This is a genomic window from Ensifer sp. 38_S197 (assembly GCF_056924495.1).
Genome location: NZ_JBXOVZ010000002.1, coordinates 2,550,448 through 2,572,245, shown reverse-complemented (window position 1 = coordinate 2,572,245; position 21,798 = coordinate 2,550,448). Strand labels below are relative to the sequence as shown.

The window sequence follows — 21,798 nt, the reverse complement described above, 5'->3', positions numbered from 1 at the left end:
CCCTCACCCCCACAAAGCGGACAATGGCGCTGCGGCCAACCTGTCGCCGAAGGGCACGAGATCGGTGCTGTCGTAGAGCACGACGCCGTAGGCGAACCGGTCCTTGCATGCTTCGGCCAATGTCCGCAGTCCGGCAAAATCGCTGGACTTCACCGTCGCTGACGCCTTGACCTCGATCCCCACGATCATGCCGTCGTCGCGTTCCAGGACGATATCCACCTCATGCATCTGCTGGTCGCGAAAATGATATGGCGTCAGTCGCAGGTCGGACGCGCTCATGAGCTTCAGGACTTCGGCGAACACGAAGCTTTCAAGAAGCGCGCCAAATACACCACGATCCGTCTTCACCCGATCGAAGGTCAACCCGCGCGCCGTGGCGAGGAGGCCGGAGTCGAGGAAATGCAGCTTTGGCGTCTTGGCGATCCGCTTCAGTGCGTTCGTGTACCAAGGCTGCAATGTCGAGACGAGAAAAACCTGCTCCAGCAGCGCGACATAGCGCTGTCCTGTCTTGTGGCTGACATTGATGCTGGACCCGAACTGCGAGTAGTTGACCAACTGCCCTGAATGCTCCGCGAGCAGTCGAACGAATTTCGGCAGCTCGGTCAGCTTCTCGATCTCGGCAATGTCCCTAAGGTCGCGTGTGAGAACCGAGGTTAGATAGGATCTCGCCCAATCCTGCCGCCGCCGTTCGCTCTCACGACCGATCGCCTCGGGAAAGCCTCCGAACAGGGCGAGCTGGATGAGGTCGTCACCAACAATCGCCTCACGGTCCCCCTGGAGTTTCCCCGCGAACAGACGCTCCAGAAAGGTCGGCGTCTGGCCTGTTATTTCCGCCCGAGCCAGCGGGAGCATTCGAATGGTTTCCATCCGGCCCGCCAGGCTGTCGGCAACCCGCGGCAAGGTCAGCACATTGGCCGAGCCGGTCAGGAGGAAGCGGCCGGGGCGATAGTCCTCGTCCACTGTCTTTTTGATCGCCAGCAGCAGATCGGGCGCGCGCTGGATCTCGTCGATGATCGCGAGATCCAGACCGCGAATGAAGCCGGCCGGATCGGACTGCGCAGCGTCGAGCACCGTCTGGTCGTCGAGCGTGATATAGCTCCGGCCCGTTTCACCCATCTTCCGGACAAGCGTGGTCTTGCCCGCCCGGCGTGGTCCCACGATCAGGACCACCGGAGTGTCTGAAAGGGCTTCAACCACCCGATGCTCGACGAGCCGTTCGTACATGCCTGTTTCCGATTCTCTGACGACTGGAACTATGAGGCATGATAATTGGAAGTCAATGACCCGTAGATTGGAAATGGCAGAGCCGTGATCCGGGAATGGGTGAAGGGGAAGGCCTTCCCATATGCGCTAACTTAAGGGTTGTCTGACTGGGATGGCCGCAGCGAACTGGCTTTTTCGCTTTCGTGGCGGATCGCAAAGATGACGAATTATATCAGGCAAGAGCACGGAGATTTTCCTGCGCCGCAAGGGGCGTAAAATGGCTGCGAGGATTGTGCACTTCAGCAGCTTAAACAATCTCCAGAGCGAAGGTACTCTGGTTTTTTCCTGTGTCTTCCTCACAGGGGGGAGAGTCGAGAACCTCGTTCATGGTCTCGTCAATCATCAGCGCCAGGATCAGGTGAGCCATCAGCCAACTTCGGCCGAGGCGTTGATCGCGGGCTGGAAGCCTGTGTATGCCCAATCCGCTCTTGAGCCGCTTGAATGCAAGCTCGACCTGCCATCGGATCCGATAGGTTTGAAGGATATGTTCAGCACCCATTTCCTTCACAGGGATAGACGTCAGCAACATGACGAAGCCGGCCGCTGTCATGGTCATCGGTTGCATTTCTCCGTTGTTTCGGCGTCGCTGAAACCCCTTTCTGGCGACCCTCTGGGCCTTCTCGGTCGCCCCCGCGTTCTTACGCATGACAATGAGCCGAGCTTGGAAGATCGGCTTACCCCAACCTTTGCTTTTGCGCCCTGCATGCTCGACGAGAACGTCGATGTCGCAAGCCTCTCCGGGCTGCATCGGCTTGTAAATAGCGTCCCAATCCACCAGTTGACCATCCAGTGTTGTCAACCGTACGTTCGCCCAACCCGTGCGGACGATGAAGTCGCCTCCAGCCGAAACCACCTTTTCCAGCGATGGGGCGCGGGCATAGCCCCTGTCCCCGATAATGATGTCGCCTTGATGGATTGGAACGCGAGAGAAACCTTCGCCGCCATGAGCATCGGTGAGCTCCAGATGCGTGAAACGCGCAAGTGCAGGCTCGTATGTGGCATGAAGCCGAAAGTCCGTGCCAGCGCTACCGGGGCACGAGATCGAACTGCCGTCCGTGATACGTAAGCGGCGACCCGTCATCGAAGGGCTTGTTCTGGAAACGTTTGCGAGAAGAGCCCCCGCAATGCTTCCCAGCCACTCGGCTGACCCCCGAAGGCGTTTTAAAAGAGCGACATCGGAAAGCTTCGCCACATCGTTCAACCCCGCCCATGCGGCCGCCGAACGCAGGCTCATCCCGCCAGGACCATAGGCTAACGCCAGTCGCAGCAAAGTCGACGAATTACCGATGCAGCGACGCCGCACAAGTGCGCCCGACGCACGTGCTGTCGCCTCGAGGTCAATAACATTCGACAGTCTCGAGACCAGAGACTGCCAGTCCGTTTCGATGGAATCAGTTGCTCGCATCTCACTGAGGAATCACACAACGATTCCTCGTGTCGAGCCTTAAGTTAGCGCATATGGGAAGGCCTTCCCCTGCGGCCGAGCCATGGTCTCGTCCGACCCCTTCTGCGGGGAGATCCCCGCAACGCCCCCTATAGAGTGAGAGAGTGGCCGGGTTTTCCGTGACGGGTTAAAGGCCGGGAGAGAGGCTTCCGGCGCCCGTCATGGAGTTTCGTCCCATGAATATGCAGGTTCTGGAAGCCCGTCGTGACGTGAGCGGCGGCTACAAGGTCGATGTCACTCGTGGCCAGCGCGTCGGGCGCGTCTCGTCCGAATGGTTTTCGCGCCCCGACGACGAACGCTATCTGTCCCTGTCGGACCTGGCGCGCACCGTTCGCGGACGCTCCGAACGCAGCCGCACGCGCGTCTTGGAGAGCGAACTGATCCATGTCGAGGCGAGCCGCTCCGACCCCGAGCGCCTGGCGCTGATCCTGCCGGGCGCCGATGCTCCCATTGCGCCGACGCACTGGAGCTTTGGCCAACTCGCCAGTCTGGTCGGCGCGCCGGCCGCCTATCTGCGCCAGCTTCCCGCCGCGCTCGCCGGAATCAACCTGCAATATGGTCTGTCATCACACAGGGCCGAGCAGATCAAAACCTTCGAGATCGAGGACGGGCGGGTCGAGCTGCGCGCCGTGACCGGACCCGATTACGGCAGGATTTATGACTACGAACTCGTGGAGGCCGTACAGCGTATCGCGGGCAACGGCACGGGTGATACGCGCTGGAAAGTCCCCGGCGTGCTCGACTGGTCAAGCGGGATCTACAATCCCCACGTCGATATTTCGAAGGATACCACCACGCTCTACGCCTCCGATCGCGACGTCTTCCTCTTTCTCGTCGACGATCTGAACCCGATCGAAGCCGGCCGCTTGCCGGACGGATCGCCCGATCTCTACTTCCGGGGATTTTATGCTTGGAACAGCGAGGTGGGCGCGAAAACTCTTGGGATTGCGTCCTTTTATCTCCGGGCGGTGTGCCAAAATCGAAATTTGTGGGGCGTCGAGGATTTCGAGGAAATCACCATTCGCCACAGCAAATACGCCGCCTCGCGCTTCGCCCATGAGGCGGCGCCGGCACTGCTGAACTTCGCGAACTCGTCGCCCATGCCCTTCGTCAACGGCATCAAAGCGGCCCGCGAACGGATCGTGGCCAAGACCGACGAAGATCGCACGGACTTCCTGCGCCGCCGCGGCTTCTCGAAGGCCGAGACCGGCAAGATTATCGACACGGTGTTGGCCGAAGAAGGTCGGCCGCCCGAGTCGATCTTCGATTTCGTCCAGGGCATCACCGCGCTCGCGCGCACCAAGCCCCATCAGGACGCCCGCCTCGATATGGAGGCCAAGGCGAAAAAGCTCCTGGACCGGGCCTCCTGATTCCCCCGAAGCCGGAAATCCGCTTCTCCGTATCTCCGGCTTCGTATTTCTCTGCCTCCACGTTTTTCCGGTACGGCGGCGCTGCTCCCTTCAGAGGAAGAGGGCGGCGCTTCGCTTCGTGACGGGTTCGGATCGAGAGAGAGGCTCTCGGCGCCCGTCGCGGAGTAAAGACCATGGCAACTGCCGTTCAGAAGATCGTCCTGTCGTCGGCGCGCGACATTCCCTTCAACAAGCTGGTACTCAGCCAGTCCAACGTCCGGCGTGTGAAGGCCGGTGTATCGATCGAGGAGATGGCCGAATCCATCGCCCGACGCGGCCTTATCCAGAGCCTCCACGTCCGTCCCGTCCTCGACGCCGATGGCACCGAGACCGGCATGTTCGAAGTGCCCGCTGGCGGACGCCGCTATCGCGCCCTCGAACTTCTCGTGAAGCAGAAGCGCCTGTCCAAGACCGCAGCGGTGCCCTGCGTCGTCGGCGACGCCAACAGCGACATTCTGATCGATGAGGTGTCCCTGGTTGAAAACCTCGAACGCGCCCCGCTTCACCCCCTCGACCAGTACCGTGCTTTCCGGGCAATGCGCGAGAAGGGCATGACCGAAGAGGCCATCGCGGCCGCCTTTCTTATCGCCCCGCAGATCGTGAAGCAGCGCCTAAAACTCGCTTCGGTCGCCCCAGTCCTGCTCGATCTCTACGCCGAGGACGCCATGTCGCTCGAACAGCTCATGGCGTTCACCATCAGCGACGACCACTCTCGCCAGGAACAAGTCTGGGAGATCATCCGCGCCAGTTGGCAGAACCAACCTTTCCACATCCGCAGGATGCTGACCGAGGATACGGTAGCTGCATCCGACAAGCGTGTACGCTTCGTCGGCGTTGCCGCCTATGAGGATGCCGGCGGTTGCGTGCTGCGTGACCTGTTCGAGGCCGACGATGGCGGCTGGTTGCAGGACCCGGTGCTGCTGAACCGCCTTGTTGACGAAAAGCTGAAGGCCGAGGCGGAGACCGTCGCCGCCGAGGGATGGAAATGGGTCGAGATCGCGCTCAGCCTGCCGTTCGGCTTCAGCCACGGCCTGCGCAAGATCAACGGCGCCAAGCCCGACCTCACTGAGGAGGAACTGGCGACGATCGACGCGCTCGAAGAGGAATATGCCCGTATCGAGGTCGAATATCAGGACGCAGACGAACTGCCCGACGAGATCGACGTGCGCATGGGCGAGATCGAGACCGCGCTGGCGGCCTTCGACAACCGTCCGACCCTCTTTGACTCCGCCGAGATCCCGATCGCCGGCGTATTCATCAGTATCGCGTCGAACGGCACCCTCACCATCGATCGCGGCTATGTCCGGCCCGAGGACGAAGCTCTCATGGAAATCGACCCGGCCGGCGATACGGATAGCTGCGATGGCACGGAGCCGGTCGTGCAACGCGCCGTCATTACGCTCGGCGGTCAGCCCGTCGAGACCGAGACTGAGGACGAGGAGGAAGGACTGAAGCCTTTACCCGAACGCCTCGTCATCGAGTTGACCGCGCATCGCACGCTGGCCTTGCGCGATGCTGTCGCCAACAATCCGCACATCGCCATGACCATGCTGCTGCACAAGCTGGTCTCGGATGCCTTCCGTCACACCGCGCCGACTGGCTGCCTGGAGGCCAGCGTCCGCCATCTCTATTTCTCGATCCAGTCCGACGAAATGAAGGAAAGCCTTGCCGCTCGTTCCCAAAATGACCGGCACGAGCGTTGGGGCGATCATGTTCCCGCCGACGATCAGGCGCTGTGGGACTGGCTGGAAGCGCTCGACGACGGCACCCGGCTCGATCTCCTCGCCCACTGTGTCAGCTTCGGCGTTAACGCGCTCTATGAACGGCCCAATCCTTACAGCGGATCTGGTGTCAGCCAGCATGGGCTGGATGTGCGGCTTGCCCAGGCAGACCGGCTCGCACACGCTACCGGGCTCGACATGGTGACGGCAGGATGGAGGCCGACCGTCGGCAACTATCTCGGTCGCGTGACCAAGCCCCGTATCCTTGAGGCTGTGCGTGAAGGCGCGGGCGAACGAGCTGCTCAGCTTATCGAGCACCTGAAGAAAGGAGACATGGCGAAGGAGGCCGAGCGCCTGTTGGCCGACACCGGCTGGCTCCCCGAGCCGCTGCGCCTCGCCAACCATGACGAGCGCACAACCGATGGCGAATGCGACGAGGCGCTCCCGGCCTTCCTTACCGATGAGGAAGACGAACCCTCTGAGGAAGAGGACGAAGCTCTGCACGCCGTCGCAGCCGAATAGCGCACCGACGCGGGGCGACTTCGGTCGCCCCGCCCCTTCCCTCTCGATCTTCCGTCAGCCCGGCCACTTGTGCCGGGCGTTTTCTTTTCAGGAGCCACACATGGCTGACTATTTCACGCCTTTCGGTCATCTCGCCGACGGGAACCCCTACGACGCCTACCTACCGCCAGACGCCAACGATCCCCAGGCCTTCCTGCGCCCTGATGCACAAGGAGAGGCGTGATGACCGATGTCGAAACAATCTTCGCGGACGATCGCACACGCCCGCCGCCGGAACGGTCGCTGCCTTGGCCGGAAACTTCTGGCGGTGTCACCGTCATCGTCGAGCCAAAGCCTCATTGGGCGAGCGACCTTCGCGCATTCCGGCTCGATGCCAAGGAATACTGCACCTATTCCGATTGGACCGAAAACGGCGCCCGAGCCCGGTTCTTCGGGCATGTCGATACGAGCGGCGACACAGTGATGCGCAAGGCGCGTGCTTTGATCGCCCGCGAGATTGCCGACGGGCTCTGGAACTGAGCCTTCACAGCGCCTCGCCTTGCGGCCGGGCGCTGTTTTCATGTCGCGGTCGCGACGTCGAGAGGAAGAGGCCCGCCGGAACGAGATGAGTCCGGGCGGTCGAGAGAGAGCGTCATCCGGGCTCCTCCGTTCCCGCTCTCCCGAGGATCTCCCAATGACCATTCTGCTACCCGTGACGGCGGCGCCCCTCGCGCCGGCAACCGCCATTCTTACCGCCGCCCACGTTCTGCTCGCCCAGCTCGAACGCGGCGCCCGCGTCGATGCCACCATTCTTCGCGGCGCGATGGAGGACGCCTTTGGCGCGTCCGACGCTTCCGGCGCCTGGGACTGGAAAACGGCCTATGAGGCTTGCGAGGTCGCCACCGTCCTGTTCATTCGCAAATACGGAAAGGCGCTGTTCCGTAAAGCCGTCTCTCCGGCCGAACGCATGGTCGTGCTCGGAAAGATCGCAGGGCTGCTTCCGACCCACACCCGTCGGTCGGAGGAAAGCCAAGCGCTCCAGCAATTCTCGACGCCGCTGCCGCTCGGCCTGGCTGCGCTGACGGCCGCCGCCATCACGCCCACCGATCGCGTGCTCGAGCCGTCTGCCGGAACCGGCATGCTCGCCATTCTCGCGTCGACGGCCGCCAGCTCGCTCATTCTGAACGAACTGGCCGACCTCCGCGCCGATCTGCTCAGCTCCCTATTTCCGGCCCTGACCGTCACGCGCTTCGACGCGGCGCAGATCGACGATCATCTCGATCGCGCCACCGTTCCGAGCGTGGTGATGATGAACCCGCCATTCTCGGCTATGGCCAACGTCTCGGGCCGCGTCGCCGATGCCGGCTTCCGGCATTTGGCATCGGCCCTCAACCGGCTTGCGCATGGTGGCCGTCTGGTCGCGATCACGGGCGCCAATGTCGGCCCGGACATGCCCGAATGGCGCGATGCCTTCACCACGCTGCAGACAAGCGGAACAATCGTCTTCTCCGCTGCCATCACCGGGACCGTGTATGCCAAGCATGGGACGACCTTCCCGACACGGCTCATCGTCGTCGACAAGCTCCCCGCCAACGACCCTTCCGTTTTCCCGGAATCGCCGGGTCTCGCTCCCGATGTCGCGACCCTGCTCGGCTGGATCGATGCGCATCTTCCTTCCCGACAGCCGGTCTCGCTTCCGGCTGCACCGGCTGTTGCGGGCGCGGCTCCAAAGACCGTGCGGGGTTATCTCGCCCGCGCTGCGGTCACGCGCACGGCGCCGATCGTGGGCATCGAGCCCGATGCCCACGATCTGGCCTATGATGTCGTGGATTGGGCTGCACCGGACGCCGGCCGGCTCACCGACGTGATCTATGAAGAATACAGATTGCAGTCGATCCGCATTCCCGGTTCTCAGGCGCATCCGACCAAGCTTGTCCAGTCGGCCGCCATGGCGAGCGTCGCCCCGCCCAAGCCGAGCTATCGGCCGAAACTGCCGGCCAACATCTGTAGCCTCCTGTCGGATGCGCAGCTCGAAACGGTAATCTATGCCGGCGAGGCACATGGCGACTTTCTCGTCGGCTCGTGGACGGTTGATGAGACCTTCGACCTCGTAAAGGCCGCGCCCGCCGATGCCGCGAACACCGTGCGCTTTCGCCGGGGCTATATGTTGGGCGATGGCACAGGCGCCGGCAAAGGCCGCCAGTCGGCTGGCATCATCCTCGACAACTGGCTCCAGGGCCGTCGCAAGGCGGTGTGGATCTCCAAATCCGACAAGCTGATCGAAGACGCGCAGCGCGATTGGTCGGCGCTCGACATGGAGCGCCTGCTGGTCACACCGCTGTCGCGCTTTGCACAGGGCAAACCGATCTCGCTCACGGAAGGCGTCCTATTTGCAACCTACGCCACGCTGCGCTCCGACGACCGCGGCGAGAAGGTTTCGCGCGTCCGTCAGATCGTTGATTGGTTGGGGTCCGACTTCGACGGAGTGATCATTTTCGACGAAAGCCATGCCATGGCCAATGCCGCAGGCGGCAAGGGAGAACGCGGCGATGTTGCCGCCTCGCAGCAGGGACGCGCCGGCCTTCGGCTCCAGCACGCCCTGCCGAACGCCCGCGTCGTCTATGTCTCCGCCACCGGTGCTACCACCGTCCACAATCTCGCCTATGCCCAGCGGCTCGGCCTCTGGGGTGGCGAGGATTTCCCCTTCGCCACTCGCGCGGAGTTCGTCGAGGCGATCGAGGATGGCGGCGTTGCGGCGATGGAGGTGCTCGCGCGTGATCTGCGCTCGCTCGGCCTCTACACCGCGCGTTCGCTTTCCTACGACGGTGTGGAATACGAGCTGGTCGAGCACGCGCTGACCGACGAGCAGCGCCGCATCTACGACGCCTATGCCGGCGCCTTCGCCATCATCCACAATCATCTCGACGCCGCGATGGAGGCCGCCAACATCACCGGCAGTGACGGCACGCTGAACCGGCAGGCCAAATCCGCCGCCCGCTCCGCGTTTGAAGGCGCGAAGCAGCGCTTCTTCGGCCATCTTCTGACCAGCATGAAGACGCCGACCCTGATCCGCTCGATCGAACTGGATCTTGAAGCCGGCCATGCCGCCGTCATCCAGATAGTCTCGACCGGCGAAGCTTTGATGGAGCGCCGCCTGACCGAGATTTCGACCGAGGAATGGAACGACGTTCGCGTTGACATCACGCCGCGCGAATATGTGCTCGACTATCTCGCTCATTCGTTCCCGGTCCAGCTCTACGAGCCATTCAGCGATGGCGAAGGCAATCTGTCGTCGCGTCCGGTCTATCGAGATGGCCAGCCCGTCGAGAGCCGCGAAGCAGTCGCGCGCCGTGATGAGTTGATCGAACGCCTCGCATCGATGCCGCCCGTGCCCGGCGCGCTCGACCAGATCGTGCAGCGCTTCGGCACCGACGTGGTGGCCGAGGTGACAGGCCGCTCGCGCCGCATCGTCCGCAAGGGCGAACGCCTCGCCGTGGAGAACCGTGCGCCGTCCGCCAACCTCGCCGAGACGGCTGCCTTCATGGATGACAGCAAGCGCATCCTCGTGTTCAGCGATGCGGGCGGGACTGGCCGCAGCTACCACGCCGAGCTGTCGGCCAGGAACCAGCGCCTCCGTGTCCACTACCTCCTCGAGCCGGGCTGGAAGGCCGATGCCGCCATCCAGGGCCTTGGCCGCACCAACCGCACGAACCAGGCGCAACCGCCGCTGTTCCGCCCGATCGCGACCGACGTGAAGGCGGAGAAGCGCTTCCTCAGCACGATCGCGCGGCGTCTCGACACGCTCGGCGCGATCACCCGCGGGCAGCGCCAGACCGGTGGCCAGGGTCTGTTCCGGCCCGAGGACAATCTGGAATCCTGCTACGCCCGCGATGCTCTGCGCCAGCTCTATCTCCTGATCGTGCGCGGCAAGATCGAGGGTTGTTCCCTCCATCGCTTCGAGTCCGCAACCGGCCTGAAGCTGATGGACGACAATGGCATCAAGGACGAACTGCCGCCGATCACCACCTTCCTGAACAGGTTGCTGGCGCTCACGATCGAACTGCAGGGCATCCTCTTCACCGCGTTCGAGCAACTGCTCGACGCCAAGGTGGCCGGCGCGATCGCCAGCGGCGTCTATGATGTCGGCCTGGAAACGCTGACGGCGGAGAGTTTCGTCGTTACCGACCGCGCCGTCATCTACACCCATCCGGCGTCGGGCGCGGAAACGCGGCTGCTCACGATCATCCAGCGCGAGCGCAATCGTCCGCTCTCGCTCGACGATGCTCTTGGCTGGCTCGATGATCACGGTGCGAAGATGCTCGTCAATGAGCGCTCGGGCCGTGCCGCCGTGCAGGTTCCGGCGCCATCGCTGATGCTCGATGATGGCGAAATCGAACGCCGTGTCAGGCTGATCCGGCCGATGGAACATCACCCCGCCTCGTTGAAGTCGATGGCGGAAAGCCATTGGCAGGAAGCCGACAGGAAGACCTTCTCGGCGGCCTGGTCTCACGAACTCGTCGACGTGCCCGCCTTCAGCGACAGCACGATCCACATCGTCGCCGGACTGCTGCTGCCGGTGTGGAAGCGTCTGCCGAACGAGTCGACCCGCGTCTACCGGCTTCAGACCGACGATGGCGAGCGCATCATCGGCCGCCGTGTCTCGCCGGCCTGGGCCGCGAACGCCGCATCCGGCGGTGCCCCCGATCTGTCGGGTGATGCTGCCTATGCGGCACTCATCAACGGCCGGACGATCCTCGACCTGGCTGAAGGGCTCCAGCTTCGCCGCGTGCGTGTCATGGGCGCGCATCGTATCGAGCTTTCCGGCTTCACCGAGGCCATGCGCGACCGCCTTCGCACCTATGGCCTGTTCACCGAGATCATCTCGTGGAAGCTGCGCTTCTTCGTGCCGATCGACACCTCGGGACCGGCAGTGCTCAGCAAGCTGCTTGAGACCTATCCCGTGGCCAGCGTCGGCGAGCGGGAGGCTGCGTGATGGCCCGCCGCGACGCTTCCGATCTCGCATCCCGTCTCGGCCGGCAGGCCGAGGCGGTGTGCAAACGCTATCTCGGCGCCGGACACCGACAGGGCAGTTATTGGCAGGTTGGCGATGTTCGCAACACGCCCGGCCGGTCGATGTTCGTGCGCCTCAAGGACACCGCCAAAGGCCCCGCCGGTAAGTGGACGGACGCCGCGACGGGCGAGCACGGCGACCTTCTCGATGTCATCCGTGAATCGCTGGGCCTCATCGACTTCGCCGACGTCGCCGAAGAGGCCCGACTGTTCCTCAGTCTGCCGCAGCACGATCCAGAACCGCGGCCGAAACAGCGCGCGCACACGCCTGCACCATCGGGGTCGGCCGAGGCCGCACGGCGGCTGGTCGCCATGTGTCAGCCGATCGGCGGCACGCTCGTAGAAGCGTATTTGCGTGGTCGCGGGATTACGGCTTTGCACGGAACCGGAAGCCTGCGTTTCCATCCCCGCTGCTACTATCGACCTGATGAGCACAGCCCGACCGAGACCTGGCCAGCGATGATCGGCGTCGTCACCGATCTCTCCGACAGGATCACCGGCGCGCATCGGACATGGCTCGCTCCCGATGGCTCCGGCAAAGCGCCGATCGACACGCAGCGCAAGGCGATGGGCGATCTGCTCGGGCACGCGGTTCGCTTCGGCGTGCCCGGCGATGTCATGGCGGCAGGCGAAGGCATCGAAAGCGTCCTGTCGGTTCGTGAAGCCATGCCCCGCATGGCGAGCGCGGCCGCACTGTCCGCGGCCCATCTCGCCGCCATCCTGTTCCCCGACTGCCTGCGCCGACTCTATATCGTCCGCGACAATGATCCGGCCGGAAACGGAGCGCGGGACAGCCTGATCGAACGGGCAAACTCCGTCGGCATCGAGGCTATCGTGCTCTCGCCCCGGCTCGGGGATTTCAACGAGGATCTCCGACACTTCGGCATCGACACGCTCCAGGCCGATGTCCGGGTGCAGCTTGCCCCGCAGGACGTAGCCCGCTTCATGGCGCTGGCAGCATAGCCGGGAACAGGGAATCGATGACGGCGTGCTGTCATCGTGCCCATCCGGATGCGTTCATCCATCGGAAGAGGACCGCGCCTCGGCCTTCGAGAGGGCGATCGGCCCACAGCCGGGCCGGCCCGGCAATGGCGACGGCCGACTATTTTCCGGCGGCGCGTCCCGCGCCTTTCCATCGCGAGGCAAAATAGCCGGCCTCTGCCATCCTCCGCTGACGCTCCGGCCCCGACGCTTTGCGTCAGGGTGCAAGGCCGTCCCGCCCATGGGCTTCGTCGCCATGAAGGCCGCGACGGTCGCGGTCCACACCGACGGAGCATCCCATGAACGGGCACGACGATAACGAACCCCATCACAGCGAATCCCCGACCGCCCACCTCCTGCATGAGCTTCAGCTCTACGGCTATCGCCCCTTCGAGGATGAACCCGACCCTCGGCCGCTCCCCGAAGGCGATCGCGTCGCCGGTGCCATCGCCGACATCTTCGACGCCCTGATCTCCACGCTGGAAGACACCCGCCTCGAGCCCGATCTCGACGATCTCCTCTGGTCGACCGTCAATCTCTTCCACCGCGCCAGCGACCGAATTGAACGCGAACTGGACGACAATGAGCAGGCGCAACGCCGCAGCCAACGCGAACAGGACGGCAGCGAGGTGAAATCGGTCGAGCTGGAACGCCTCACCGCCGAAGGTCAGACGCTTCTTGAACGCCGTGACGCCTTCGAGCTGATGCGCGATCAGGCCGCCGACCATTTCGAACGGCAGACTGGATCAAGCTGGCGTCCGCGCACCGGCTCCATGGTCAACCATCGCAACCTCACAGCCGCGATGATCGACAGCCGCGATTTCATCGCCGCAAAACGCCGCGCCGAGGCAGAAGTCCTATTGCCCGCCGGGCCGAAGATCGCCTTCTCCGGCGGCGACAGCACCGATCACAAGCTGATCTGGGCCAAGCTCGATCAGGTTCACGCCAAGCATCCCGACATGGTGCTGATGCATGGCGGTTCGCCCAAGGGTGCCGAGAAGATCGCCGCCCGCTGGGCCGACACGCGCAAGGTGCCGCAGGTCGCCTTCAAGCCCGACTGGACGAAGCACGCCAAGGCCGCACCCTTCAAGCGCAACGACCAGATGCTGGCCGTTATGCCGATCGGCGTCATCGTCTTCCCCGGCACGGGCATCCAGGACAACCTCGCAGATAAGGCCCGCAAGCTCGGCATCCCGGTCTATCGGTTCGGTTCAGGTGGCGCGTGAGCGCCACCTGCCTCTTGCGACCATCCCATGACTGGCATCAGACGCGAGCTCTATTCGCTGCGGCCATCATCGCAGAGACCTTGTTGGCGACCTCATCCAGAGTCGCCGTGAGCCGATTGATCTGCGAGATTGTCGCCGTCATTTCCGGTCCATATCGCGTCACGAGATACTCTCTGTTCCCGGCCATGGCCGACAGATGCGCCGCAGTTCGCTTTCGCAATTGGAGGCCATTCGCGATCGCCATTTCGGATCGCGCGGCAAGGTTATGTTGCAGTCCCCTTATCCGGGTTGTTTCCTGCCCCATGAAAAGAAGCAGCGCATTCAGATAGAGTTCGATCGCGTGAATGGCCGACAACCGGCAAGGAGCGCGTGATAGCGGATCTCCGCGCCGTCCGAGTTGCAGCAGCAGATGGGCCGCTTTTCTGTATTCTTCCGCCAACCGAAGTATTTGCTCAGGCGTGGCGGATTCCCCAGGGTATGTTTTCGGTGTGTCGGACAATCAGTTCGCTTTCCCCATTCCCGCTCAATTCTGAAATAATACGGCGAATTGCATCAAGAGAATCTGAACGCCGTCCGGCAACTGCGCTGGAAGAACTCTTCCGACACTTATCCATTGCAGAATCCACACCGCAAAGCGTCTTCTGGGGCCATCATTCGGCAACTCCTGCCTATCTGAAACCACCCCCGCTTATCTGCGCTGATCCGTGGTCCAGCCGATGGCCTGTCGCCATCAACCCGCAAGGGGTCGGACTACGCATAGCGTGCCGCCGCTGCGGTTTCACCTTCGCGGTGATTGCGGCCATCGGCCGGACACATCGGGCGCCTGTCAGCGGGGGATGGTCCTCCGCTCAAGCAGGAGCCGGATCGATGTCCTTCCCCGACGCACACGCCTTCGCCTTCAGCCTCGCCGCCACCCTGATGGTCGCCATCGTCATCTTCCGCGCCGGCGACGGTACTCTCTCGGTCACACCCGCAGCCGAATATGACGGTGATGCCGCCGAAATCGTCAGCGAGATCGATCCTTTCGCCCCATGACGGGGCGAAGATCATCATGGCCGAGGCGGAGACCTTGCCGGTTTCCGCTCCCGCAGACGCTTATCTTTTGCTATTCTCTGCTTCGCGCCGTGGTGGTGGTGGAGGCGCGACCCTCAGAGCTTTCCTCACGGAGACACCACCATGATCTTTCTCGGCATTCTTCTTTCCATAGCAGCCATCGGCTTCTTCTGCTGGCTTCTGTTCACGCTCGCCGTCTTCGCGCTCCCATTCTTCGCAGGGCTGAGCGCCGGAACCTGGGCCTGGCACACCGGCGCGGGCTGGCTCGGAGCGATCATCGTCGGCATCGCCGCCGCTGGGTTCACGTTCGGCATCGGCCAAACCCTGTTCGTGATCGTCCGTCCCATGTGGGCGCGATTGCTGATCGCGCTCGTCTTTGTCGCGCCTGCGGTGATGGCCGGCTATCACGCCACGCACGGCATCGTGAAACACACCATGCCGTCAGAAGCCTGGCAGATTGTCTTTTCTGTCATCGGCGCGATCGCTGTCGGCATCACGGCGCTCATGCGGGTTACAGGCATGGCGGCCACCGCCCAAGCCGGTCAGGGCACAATGCGGGCCTGATCGCTTCCCATATGGCGTCTCGCCGAACCAAATGGTTGATCTGTAGGCCGGCCTAATCGTCGAAGAGGTTGGCAAAACGGCGATAGCAGCGTTTCGGGCAAGCAGTCCCAAAGGCTGCAATCCTGCTGATGCGCCGGAGGCAGCGGCACCAACGGCCCGACACGGCCGACCATCGCGTGATGGCGGGCGTTCCCGACGCGGAAGAACGTGGCGGCGGAGAAGCACTTTGCGGGCCTGCCGACAGGAAGAGATGACCCGGTGAGAGATCGGACAGTCTCCCATACCGGCTGCGTCAGGTCGCCATCATCTCCGCCAGCATCCGTCCGCCGATCGCTCCAAACGGCCTCTTCAATGGGCTGATCTGACCGAAGAACGGCTTCGCCTCGACCGCCTATGCCGCAACGGCGCGTCCCGACTTTCTTCCCCTGCCGGCCAAGGCCGTCATTCCTCGCGAAGCAAGAAACTCGTTCCTGCGCCATCCTCCGCTTCGCTCCGGTCGCAAGCGATGCGTCGTCGGTCGTCTCCGGCCAACCGATCGCCATCGAGGCCGCATGGTGCGGGCTCGAAAACGGAAAACGGAGATTTGAAAATGGCGACCATCGGCACCTTCAAGAAGACCGGCTCGAACGAGTTCACCGGCGAAATCGTCACCCTCAGCGTCCAGGCCAAGGGCGTGCGCATCGTCCCCGACCTGCGCTCCACCGGCGAAAACGCCCCCAGCCACCGCGTCATGGTCGGCCGGGCCGAGATCGGCGCCGCCTGGTCCAAGCGCTCCAACGAGGGCCGCGATTATCTGGGCCTCAAGCTCGACGATCCGAGCTTCAACGCCCCGATCTTCGCCAACCTCTTCGACGACGAGGACGGCGAAACCCACTCGCTGATCTGGTCCCGCCCCAACCGCCGCAACGGCGACTAAGGACCGCAGCCGCCCCGCCCGGACACTCCGGGCGGGGCCGAAGCGCTGTCGCCGCAACCGAATCAGTTAAACCAGAAGAACGGCTGAAGCTGGCCAATCAGCAGAAATAGCTTGGCTTTCGGGCCATAGAGCGACTATTATAGTCGTAGTTCTGGCGTGCGCGCTGGCGTGAGTGGGAGGTGATCATGCATGATCACCGCCCGACAATCACGGGCCGCGCGCGCTTTGCTGGGTTGGACGCAGGAGACGCTCGCTGACAAGGCCCAGGTATCGCTGACCGCATTGAAACGCCTCGAATCCGAAAGCGGGCTCGAAGTGTATGAGACAACGCGCGATCAGGTACGCCGAGCCTTTGAAGGCAATGGCATCGTTCTTCTGACATCCGACCAGGGTGAAGGGGTGATGCTCGTCCGTGCCAAGGCCGATAGCCGAAAATCTTCGTGACCGATGCTCTCGCATAGGCCCGCGTGACGCATTGGGCGCATCGCCCGATGCGTCTGCGGTGCCGTTCGCCCCCAACATCCCATAGTTAACAACGCGATTTAGAACAGCTATAAATGGGCACTGGGGCTCAAAGTGACAGACATCCATTTTCTTGACGAACCGCCGGAGAGTGCGGTGCTCACGGCGTATGACCGCGAGCACATGATCCTCTATCTGCGCCTGCTCGACGCAGCGACGGACGGTGCCGACTGGCGCGAAGCCGTCACGATCCTGTTCGGCCTCGACCCGGAGCGCGAACCGGAACGCGCTCGCCGGGTTCATGACACCCACCTCGCGCGGGCGCGCTGGATGACCGAACACGGCTACCGCCTGCTGGCCCGGGAAGGCCGCCTCCACTGATCGAATGGCGATGCGGCGGAAGCATCGCTCCTTGCAACCATCGGGACTTCCGGGCGCTCACACAACCGGGAATCGTTCCCTGGCAATAGATGCGCGATTGATGCGAGCCAGGAGGAACCATGACTCCCGATATATCGAGTTGGAGAGCGTCGCCGAATTACAGTTACGTCAATCGCCTCACGGCGCCCGATCTCGCCTGGGAATGGCTGAGACGCAACAGCGACTACCAGCACGATTATTCAGAAGTCGAGCAGCTCGCCACAGAACCCGAACACCTGACGAACGCCCTTCGCCGCCGCTGGGGCCTGCAATTTCCTTGTCCACCCTACTTTCAATGCGGTGGAAATCCCCGTCTTCTGGTCTCCTGAAGAAGACAGCAGCGCTGTCGTCCTGACGGACGTTCCACCGCTCCTTCCCACGAACACAAATCTCTCGTCGGCCCTCGATGTGGCTTCGTCCCGCCGAGACGAAACGGGCGAATATTTCCAATATGATCTCGGAAACGACCAGTCGCTGCATCTGGTGCGACTGGCGGGCGTTGACGGGACGCGCCCCCTGGCGGCCGTTATTCCCATCGACGCGGATGGCCTCGACCGCGCAGAGGCGGTTCTTCGGCTTATCAAGGCACTGAACAACCGCGCGGTTCCACCGGATACGCGCCTGACTGCTCAACAACTGCGCCGCGCGCGCCACATGCTGCAAGCCGTCGATGGCCGCACCAGCGGCGCAAGCTATCGCGAGATCGCCGAAGCCATCTTCGGCGTCATGCGCGTCGCCGAGCAGCCCTGGAAGACATCGGCGCTGCGAGACACCGTCAAGGATCTCGTGCGGGATGGCCTGGCCATGATCCAGGGTGGTTATCGGCAGCTTCTGCGTCATCGTCGCCGATCCTGACAGAATATCGCCCTCCTGAACGGGGGGAGAATTCAGCCTCCCAATCTTCCCCCTCCCTCCCGCCGGGGCTTCTTCGCCACCGTGGCCTTCGTCATCCGCTGATGCGCAGCGGCCCCAACGAACCCACGGAGGCCACATCCATGCGACCCGATCTCGCCGTTCTCCCGCCACGCTTCCTGCGAACCAAGGAAGCCGCCGAATTTCTCAGCCTTTCGGCTCGCACCCTGGAGAAGCACCGGACCTACGGAACCGGGCCGGCCTATCGCAAGCTCGGCGGCCGGGTCGTCTATGCCGTCGACGACCTTCAGGCCTGGGCCGAACGCGGCGCAGTCACCTCGACCTCCGATCCACGCGGCGCGGTGCTGCCCGCCAAGCGGCAGGAAACGACCCCGCCGGTCCACGCCGGCCGCTACGCTCGCTGAGCGCCCGGCCATGACGTTTCATCGTCACGATAGCGAGCGCGCCCAGCTCGATCTGTTCCGGACGCTGCCGGGCGATCTCGCGCCGCGCGACGCCCAGGACCTGATGGCCTATCCGTTCTTCTCGCTCGCAAAGTCGAAGCGCCTGGCGCCGATCGACTTCAAGGCTGGATCGATCGTGATCCGCGTCGAGGCGGTGCCCGAGCACGGCATGGCGACCATCTGGGACGCCGACGTGCTGATCTGGGCGGCCTCGCAGATCGTCGAGGCGCGCGACATCGGCCTGCGGCCCTCCCGCCTGATGGCGACGACGCCCTACGAGATCCTCACCTTCATCGGCCGCGGCGTCAGCATGCGCGACTATGACCGCCTGAAGGCCGCGCTCGACCGCTTGCAGTCAACCACCGTGGCGACGTCGATCCGCCAGCCGACCGAACGGCGCATGCACCGCTTCTCCTGGATCAACGAGTGGAAGGAAAAGGCCGATCATCGCGGCCGGCCGCTCGGGCTCGAACTGATCCTGCCCGACTGGTTCTACGCCGCAGTCCTCGACGACGCGCTCGTGTTGACCATCGATCAGGCCTATTTCGACCTGACCGGCGGGCTCGAACGCTGGCTCTACCGGCTCGTGCGCAAGCATGGCGGCCACCAGGAATTTGGCTGGAGCTTCGATCTCCTCCACCTGCACGCCAAGTCAGGCTCGCTCTCTCCCCTCAAGCATTTCGCCTACGACCTGCGGGAAATCGTCAGGCGCCAGCCGCTGCCCGGCTACCGGCTCGTGATCGAGCAACCGTCTGGCCTTCCCGAACGCCTCTCCTTCGCTCCGACCGACCCGGCGCCCCTCGGCGTGCCGCGGCTTCGCCGTCGCCGTGCAACCTCTCGCCCTGGGGATAAGCTGTGAATAGTCTCGTGCTATCAGGGACCGCATCTATCGTGCCATCGGGGACGCGATCCTCGTGCTATCGGGGACCGGAATCGTCGATTCCTCGCTTTGAATCAAAAGCTTGTGGCGCCCGTAACTTATCTAACCAGAATTCCTATGGAATTCTTCTAACGCACCCCGCCGTTTCTACGACTGCGGATAACCGCTCGCGGTCGGCCGGGAGCGCGTCATGATCGTCGCGCTCCTCGACCAGAAGGGTGGCGTCGGCAAGACGACGCTGGCGCTGAACCTTGCAGGCGTTTGGGCTGGCCGAGGAAAGCGCGTCATCCTGATCGACGCCGACCCGCAGGGCTCGGCGCTGGACTGGTCGCAGCAGCGTGAGCACGAAGGTCTGCCGCGCCTGTTCGGCGTCGTTGGCCTGGCGCGTGACACGCTGCACCGGGAAGCGCCCGAGCTGGCGCGCGGTGCCGACATGATCGTGATCGACGGCCCGCCGCGTGTCGCCGCCCTCATGCGCTCGGCGTTGCTGGCTTCCGACGTGGTGCTGATCCCCGTGCAGCCATCGCCGCTCGACGGCTGGGCCTCGGCCGAGATGCTGGCGCTCGTTACCGAAGCGCGCATCTATCGGCCGGAGCTGACCGCGCGTTTCGTGCTGAACCGTTGCGGCGCGCGCACCGTGCTTGCCCGCGAAACCGCCGCGACGCTCGCCGATCATGATCCGCCGGTGCTCACCAGCACCATCGGCCAGCGCATTGCTTTCGCGGCCGCAGCGCAATCGGGCCGGTTGGTGTCCGAGTTGGACGACGACACACCCGCCGCTCGTGAAATTGCAGCGCTGGCCGACGAGATCGACCGCCTCGGCATCGGGGGGACGATGCCATGAGCGATCGTCCGACCCGTCGCGGCTTTGCATCCCGCCCTGCTGATCCCGAACACTGGATCAAGACAGCGGATGCCCAGCCGCGTGACCGCGAGACCGCCGGTTTCACCGCGCGGCTCACCATCGACGTGACACCCGAGCTGCGCGGCCGGATCAAAATCGCTGCCTTTCGGCGCGGGCAGACCGTCGCCGACATGCTGCGCGACCTGCTCGCGCGCGAATTCCCCCAAACCGAAGGAGATCTCTCATGACCGGCACCGCGGCTTCCCGCGTGCGCGGCGGCCCGGTGCCGCTCGCGCGTCCATCCGACAACCTTACGCATGTCGAACTGACGCATATCGAAAAGCGGATCGAGAACTGGATCAGGTTCGGCCGCGAAGCGCACGAACAGGTGCTCGACCGCAAGCGGCGCATCTTCTCCTACCGGCCCGGCAGCATCTTTGCCTTCGTGCGTTGGGCGGCCAACGACTTCGGCACGATCATCTCGCGCATCGACATCGTGCGCGCTGTCAAGCCGGGCGAAGCCTATCAGACGCTGCCCTTCGTGCGGCCCGGTGGCGAGATTCTCCTGAAGATCGAGAGCTGGCCGAAAGTCGAACAGGTGCTCCGCCACATCGACGCGGTGGAGGCTGCCGGCATCGACGCCTGCGACGTCGCTCCCGATCACTGGCGGCATGTCGCCAACCGGATAAGCGCCGGTCAGGAGCCTCGCCCGTACACGATGGAACGCCATCAGGCGTGGCTCAAGCGGCGGGAGATCGAACAATGATCCGCTTCGGTTACGTCATGGCGACGTATTTTTTCGTGATGGGCGTCGCCATCGCCGCGTTCATCCCGACGCCGCTCCGCCTCGTCTGGAACGCCTCGGCCAGTGTGCCGATCGGCCTCTACGACCTCGATCCGCCGCGCCATCTGGAGATCGACGATCTGGTCGCCGTGATGCCGGACAAACCGCTCGCCGACTTCATGGTGGAGCGCGGTTACATCGGCCGCGGTGTGCCGCTGATGAAGCGCGTCATGGGGCTTCCCGGCCAACAGGTCTGCCGCGCCGGCAACACCGTGACCGTCGATGCCGTGCCGTTCGGCGAGGCCCTCGAGCGCGACCGGCTGGGCCGTGATCTGCCCGTCTGGCAGGGCTGCCGCCGCATCGCGGACGGGGACATCTTCCTGATGAACCCTGACGTGCGCGACAGCCTGGACGGGCGCTACTTCGGCCCGATCCCCGCGCGCACCGTCATCGGCAAGGCGACGCCGATCTACACCGACGAGGCCGGTGACGGTCGCTACGTCTGGCGGGCCGCCACGCGCTGATCGCTTCCCCATCGGCGGGAGCGGTGCCCGCCGGTGGTTCCTTCAACGTCACCGCCAAGGAAACCACCATGCCACAGATCGGCACATTCACCCGCGACGAAGCGGGTTTCATTGGACATCTGACGACACTGACGCTGGCCCAGGACGTGCTCATCGTCGCAGCCGAGCCGTCGGAGACCGAGAACGCCCCGCAGTATCGCGTCCACATCGTCGACGGCGAGACCGGCGCGCCGGGCGCGGAGATCGGCGCCGGCTGGAAACGCACCGGCGAAAAGGCCGGCGACTATATCGCGATCCAGTTCGACGATCCGACCTTCGCGCAGCCGATCCGCGCCAATCTGTTCCGCGACGATGACACCGGTAAGAACTGGTCGCTGCACTGGAACCGTCCGGCCAAGCACGACGGGAGGGACTGACGCC

Annotated in this window: 23 protein-coding genes and 1 pseudogene; 21 read left to right on the top strand and 3 right to left on the bottom strand. The window is 63.8% G+C overall.

Features of this window, described 5'->3' with window-relative positions:
• Positions 1-3 precede the first annotated feature (3 nt).
• Positions 4-1,224, bottom strand: coding sequence for an ATP-binding protein (locus tag AC1Z3V_RS25620; protein WP_483502458.1), 1,221 nt, complete (start codon positions 1,222-1,224; stop codon positions 4-6).
• 286 nt (positions 1,225-1,510) lie between these two features.
• Positions 1,511-2,497 carry a transposase gene (locus AC1Z3V_RS25615; RefSeq protein ID WP_483497889.1) on the bottom strand — a complete coding sequence of 329 codons (987 nt, stop codon included), beginning with the start codon at positions 2,495-2,497 and terminating at the stop codon, positions 1,511-1,513.
• A 386-nt stretch (positions 2,498-2,883) separates the two neighbouring features.
• On the opposite strand from AC1Z3V_RS25615, the gene AC1Z3V_RS25610 reads away from it, so the two are divergent.
• The 7 genes and pseudogenes from AC1Z3V_RS25610 to AC1Z3V_RS25580 all read left to right on the top strand — a co-directional run bounded on the left by AC1Z3V_RS25610 (position 2,884) and on the right by AC1Z3V_RS25580 (position 13,615).
• Entirely contained in the window at positions 2,884-4,077 is a 1,194-nt protein-coding gene (locus tag AC1Z3V_RS25610; protein ID WP_483502456.1) for a DUF932 domain-containing protein, read from the top strand.
• A 173-nt stretch (positions 4,078-4,250) separates the two neighbouring features.
• Positions 4,251-6,359: a ParB/RepB/Spo0J family partition protein gene (locus tag AC1Z3V_RS25605; RefSeq protein ID WP_483502454.1), complete on the top strand. Its 2,109-nt coding sequence runs from the start codon at positions 4,251-4,253 to the stop codon at positions 6,357-6,359.
• Between the two features lie 112 nt (positions 6,360-6,471).
• Positions 6,472-6,582, top strand: a pseudogene (locus AC1Z3V_RS25600) (DUF6117 family protein); the annotation flags it as partial.
• On the top strand, positions 6,582-6,878 hold the full coding sequence (locus AC1Z3V_RS25595; protein ID WP_483502453.1) for a hypothetical protein: 297 nt from the start codon (positions 6,582-6,584) through the stop codon (positions 6,876-6,878). The pseudogene AC1Z3V_RS25600 and the gene AC1Z3V_RS25595, both read left to right, overlap by 1 nt.
• Positions 6,879-7,032: 154 nt before the next feature.
• On the top strand, positions 7,033-11,331 hold the full coding sequence (locus AC1Z3V_RS25590; RefSeq protein WP_483502452.1) for a strawberry notch-like NTP hydrolase domain-containing protein: 4,299 nt from the start codon (positions 7,033-7,035) through the stop codon (positions 11,329-11,331).
• Positions 11,331-12,371, top strand: a complete 1,041-nt coding sequence (locus tag AC1Z3V_RS25585; protein WP_483502451.1) for a DUF7146 domain-containing protein — start codon at positions 11,331-11,333, stop codon at positions 12,369-12,371. Before AC1Z3V_RS25590 ends, AC1Z3V_RS25585 begins: the two co-directional genes overlap by 1 nt.
• Before the next feature lie 317 nt (positions 12,372-12,688).
• The gene (locus tag AC1Z3V_RS25580; protein ID WP_483502449.1) at positions 12,689-13,615 is read left to right on the top strand and encodes a DUF2493 domain-containing protein; all 927 of its coding nucleotides are present in this window, start codon (positions 12,689-12,691) and stop codon (positions 13,613-13,615) included.
• Positions 13,616-13,652: 37 nt separating this feature from the next.
• On the opposite strand, the gene AC1Z3V_RS25575 is transcribed toward AC1Z3V_RS25580, so the two are convergent.
• A complete protein-coding gene (locus AC1Z3V_RS25575; protein WP_483502448.1) occupies positions 13,653-14,114 on the bottom strand; it encodes a HEPN domain-containing protein in 462 nt (153 codons plus the stop codon).
• A 368-nt stretch (positions 14,115-14,482) separates the two neighbouring features.
• Between AC1Z3V_RS25575 and AC1Z3V_RS25570 the strand changes: the two genes are divergently transcribed.
• The 14 genes from AC1Z3V_RS25570 to AC1Z3V_RS25505 all read left to right on the top strand — a co-directional run bounded on the left by AC1Z3V_RS25570 (position 14,483) and on the right by AC1Z3V_RS25505 (position 21,794).
• On the top strand, positions 14,483-14,650 hold the full coding sequence (locus AC1Z3V_RS25570; RefSeq protein ID WP_483502446.1) for a hypothetical protein: 168 nt from the start codon (positions 14,483-14,485) through the stop codon (positions 14,648-14,650).
• Between the two features lie 141 nt (positions 14,651-14,791).
• A complete protein-coding gene (locus tag AC1Z3V_RS25565) occupies positions 14,792-15,232 on the top strand; it encodes a hypothetical protein (protein WP_483502445.1) in 441 nt (146 codons plus the stop codon).
• Positions 15,233-15,821: 589 nt separating this feature from the next.
• Complete coding sequence (locus tag AC1Z3V_RS25560) at positions 15,822-16,148, top strand: DUF736 domain-containing protein (RefSeq protein ID WP_483502443.1); 327 nt, start codon at positions 15,822-15,824, stop codon at positions 16,146-16,148.
• 189 nt (positions 16,149-16,337) lie between these two features.
• Positions 16,338-16,592 (top strand): helix-turn-helix domain-containing protein, encoded by a 255-nt coding sequence (locus tag AC1Z3V_RS25555; protein ID WP_483502442.1) that lies wholly within the window; start codon positions 16,338-16,340, stop codon positions 16,590-16,592.
• A gap of 132 nt (positions 16,593-16,724) precedes the next feature.
• A complete protein-coding gene (locus tag AC1Z3V_RS25550) occupies positions 16,725-16,991 on the top strand; it encodes a DNA -binding domain-containing protein (protein ID WP_483502440.1) in 267 nt (88 codons plus the stop codon).
• Positions 16,992-17,110: 119 nt separating this feature from the next.
• Positions 17,111-17,359 (top strand): transcriptional regulator domain-containing protein, encoded by a 249-nt coding sequence (locus AC1Z3V_RS25545; protein WP_483502439.1) that lies wholly within the window; start codon positions 17,111-17,113, stop codon positions 17,357-17,359.
• A gap of 79 nt (positions 17,360-17,438) precedes the next feature.
• Positions 17,439-17,885: a DUF2285 domain-containing protein gene (locus tag AC1Z3V_RS25540; RefSeq protein WP_483502437.1), complete on the top strand. Its 447-nt coding sequence runs from the start codon at positions 17,439-17,441 to the stop codon at positions 17,883-17,885.
• A 140-nt stretch (positions 17,886-18,025) separates the two neighbouring features.
• On the top strand, positions 18,026-18,307 hold the full coding sequence (locus AC1Z3V_RS25535; protein ID WP_483502436.1) for a helix-turn-helix transcriptional regulator: 282 nt from the start codon (positions 18,026-18,028) through the stop codon (positions 18,305-18,307).
• A gap of 10 nt (positions 18,308-18,317) precedes the next feature.
• The gene (locus AC1Z3V_RS25530; RefSeq protein ID WP_483502434.1) at positions 18,318-19,205 is read left to right on the top strand and encodes a replication initiator protein A; all 888 of its coding nucleotides are present in this window, start codon (positions 18,318-18,320) and stop codon (positions 19,203-19,205) included.
• 211 nt (positions 19,206-19,416) lie between these two features.
• The gene (parA, locus tag AC1Z3V_RS25525) at positions 19,417-20,070 is read left to right on the top strand and encodes a ParA family partition ATPase (protein WP_483502432.1); all 654 of its coding nucleotides are present in this window, start codon (positions 19,417-19,419) and stop codon (positions 20,068-20,070) included.
• The gene (locus AC1Z3V_RS25520; RefSeq protein ID WP_483502431.1) at positions 20,067-20,318 is read left to right on the top strand and encodes a ribbon-helix-helix protein; all 252 of its coding nucleotides are present in this window, start codon (positions 20,067-20,069) and stop codon (positions 20,316-20,318) included. The genes parA and AC1Z3V_RS25520 overlap by 4 nt, the downstream gene beginning before the upstream one ends.
• On the top strand, positions 20,315-20,836 hold the full coding sequence (locus tag AC1Z3V_RS25515) for a DUF2840 domain-containing protein (RefSeq protein ID WP_483502429.1): 522 nt from the start codon (positions 20,315-20,317) through the stop codon (positions 20,834-20,836). The genes AC1Z3V_RS25520 and AC1Z3V_RS25515 overlap by 4 nt, the downstream gene beginning before the upstream one ends.
• On the top strand, positions 20,833-21,378 hold the full coding sequence (locus AC1Z3V_RS25510) for a S26 family signal peptidase (RefSeq protein WP_483502427.1): 546 nt from the start codon (positions 20,833-20,835) through the stop codon (positions 21,376-21,378). The genes AC1Z3V_RS25515 and AC1Z3V_RS25510 overlap by 4 nt, the downstream gene beginning before the upstream one ends.
• Positions 21,379-21,446: 68 nt before the next feature.
• A complete protein-coding gene (locus AC1Z3V_RS25505; RefSeq protein WP_483504146.1) occupies positions 21,447-21,794 on the top strand; it encodes a DUF736 domain-containing protein in 348 nt (115 codons plus the stop codon).
• The last annotated feature ends 4 nt before the right edge of the window (positions 21,795-21,798 follow it).

Coding starts and splice junctions, on each gene's coding strand:
- AC1Z3V_RS25510 (WP_483502427.1), top strand. CDS start 20,833: ATGATCCGCTTCGGTTACGTCATGGCGACGTATTTTTTCGTGATGGGC.
- AC1Z3V_RS25555 (WP_483502442.1), top strand. CDS start 16,338: ATGATCACCGCCCGACAATCACGGGCCGCGCGCGCTTTGCTGGGTTGG.
- AC1Z3V_RS25560 (WP_483502443.1), top strand. CDS start 15,822: ATGGCGACCATCGGCACCTTCAAGAAGACCGGCTCGAACGAGTTCACC.
- AC1Z3V_RS25505 (WP_483504146.1), top strand. CDS start 21,447: ATGCCACAGATCGGCACATTCACCCGCGACGAAGCGGGTTTCATTGGA.
- AC1Z3V_RS25610 (WP_483502456.1), top strand. CDS start 2,884: ATGAATATGCAGGTTCTGGAAGCCCGTCGTGACGTGAGCGGCGGCTAC.
- AC1Z3V_RS25535 (WP_483502436.1), top strand. CDS start 18,026: ATGCGACCCGATCTCGCCGTTCTCCCGCCACGCTTCCTGCGAACCAAG.
- AC1Z3V_RS25520 (WP_483502431.1), top strand. CDS start 20,067: ATGAGCGATCGTCCGACCCGTCGCGGCTTTGCATCCCGCCCTGCTGAT.
- AC1Z3V_RS25590 (WP_483502452.1), top strand. CDS start 7,033: ATGACCATTCTGCTACCCGTGACGGCGGCGCCCCTCGCGCCGGCAACC.
- parA (WP_483502432.1), top strand. CDS start 19,417: ATGATCGTCGCGCTCCTCGACCAGAAGGGTGGCGTCGGCAAGACGACG.
- AC1Z3V_RS25585 (WP_483502451.1), top strand. CDS start 11,331: ATGGCCCGCCGCGACGCTTCCGATCTCGCATCCCGTCTCGGCCGGCAG.
- AC1Z3V_RS25580 (WP_483502449.1), top strand. CDS start 12,689: ATGAACGGGCACGACGATAACGAACCCCATCACAGCGAATCCCCGACC.
- AC1Z3V_RS25515 (WP_483502429.1), top strand. CDS start 20,315: ATGACCGGCACCGCGGCTTCCCGCGTGCGCGGCGGCCCGGTGCCGCTC.
- AC1Z3V_RS25605 (WP_483502454.1), top strand. CDS start 4,251: ATGGCAACTGCCGTTCAGAAGATCGTCCTGTCGTCGGCGCGCGACATT.
- AC1Z3V_RS25570 (WP_483502446.1), top strand. CDS start 14,483: ATGTCCTTCCCCGACGCACACGCCTTCGCCTTCAGCCTCGCCGCCACC.
- AC1Z3V_RS25595 (WP_483502453.1), top strand. CDS start 6,582: ATGACCGATGTCGAAACAATCTTCGCGGACGATCGCACACGCCCGCCG.
- AC1Z3V_RS25530 (WP_483502434.1), top strand. CDS start 18,318: ATGACGTTTCATCGTCACGATAGCGAGCGCGCCCAGCTCGATCTGTTC.
- AC1Z3V_RS25545 (WP_483502439.1), top strand. CDS start 17,111: ATGACTCCCGATATATCGAGTTGGAGAGCGTCGCCGAATTACAGTTAC.
- AC1Z3V_RS25565 (WP_483502445.1), top strand. CDS start 14,792: ATGATCTTTCTCGGCATTCTTCTTTCCATAGCAGCCATCGGCTTCTTC.
- AC1Z3V_RS25615 (WP_483497889.1), bottom strand. CDS start 2,497: ATGAGCCTGCGTTCGGCGGCCGCATGGGCGGGGTTGAACGATGTGGCG.
- AC1Z3V_RS25620 (WP_483502458.1), bottom strand. CDS start 1,224: ATGTACGAACGGCTCGTCGAGCATCGGGTGGTTGAAGCCCTTTCAGAC.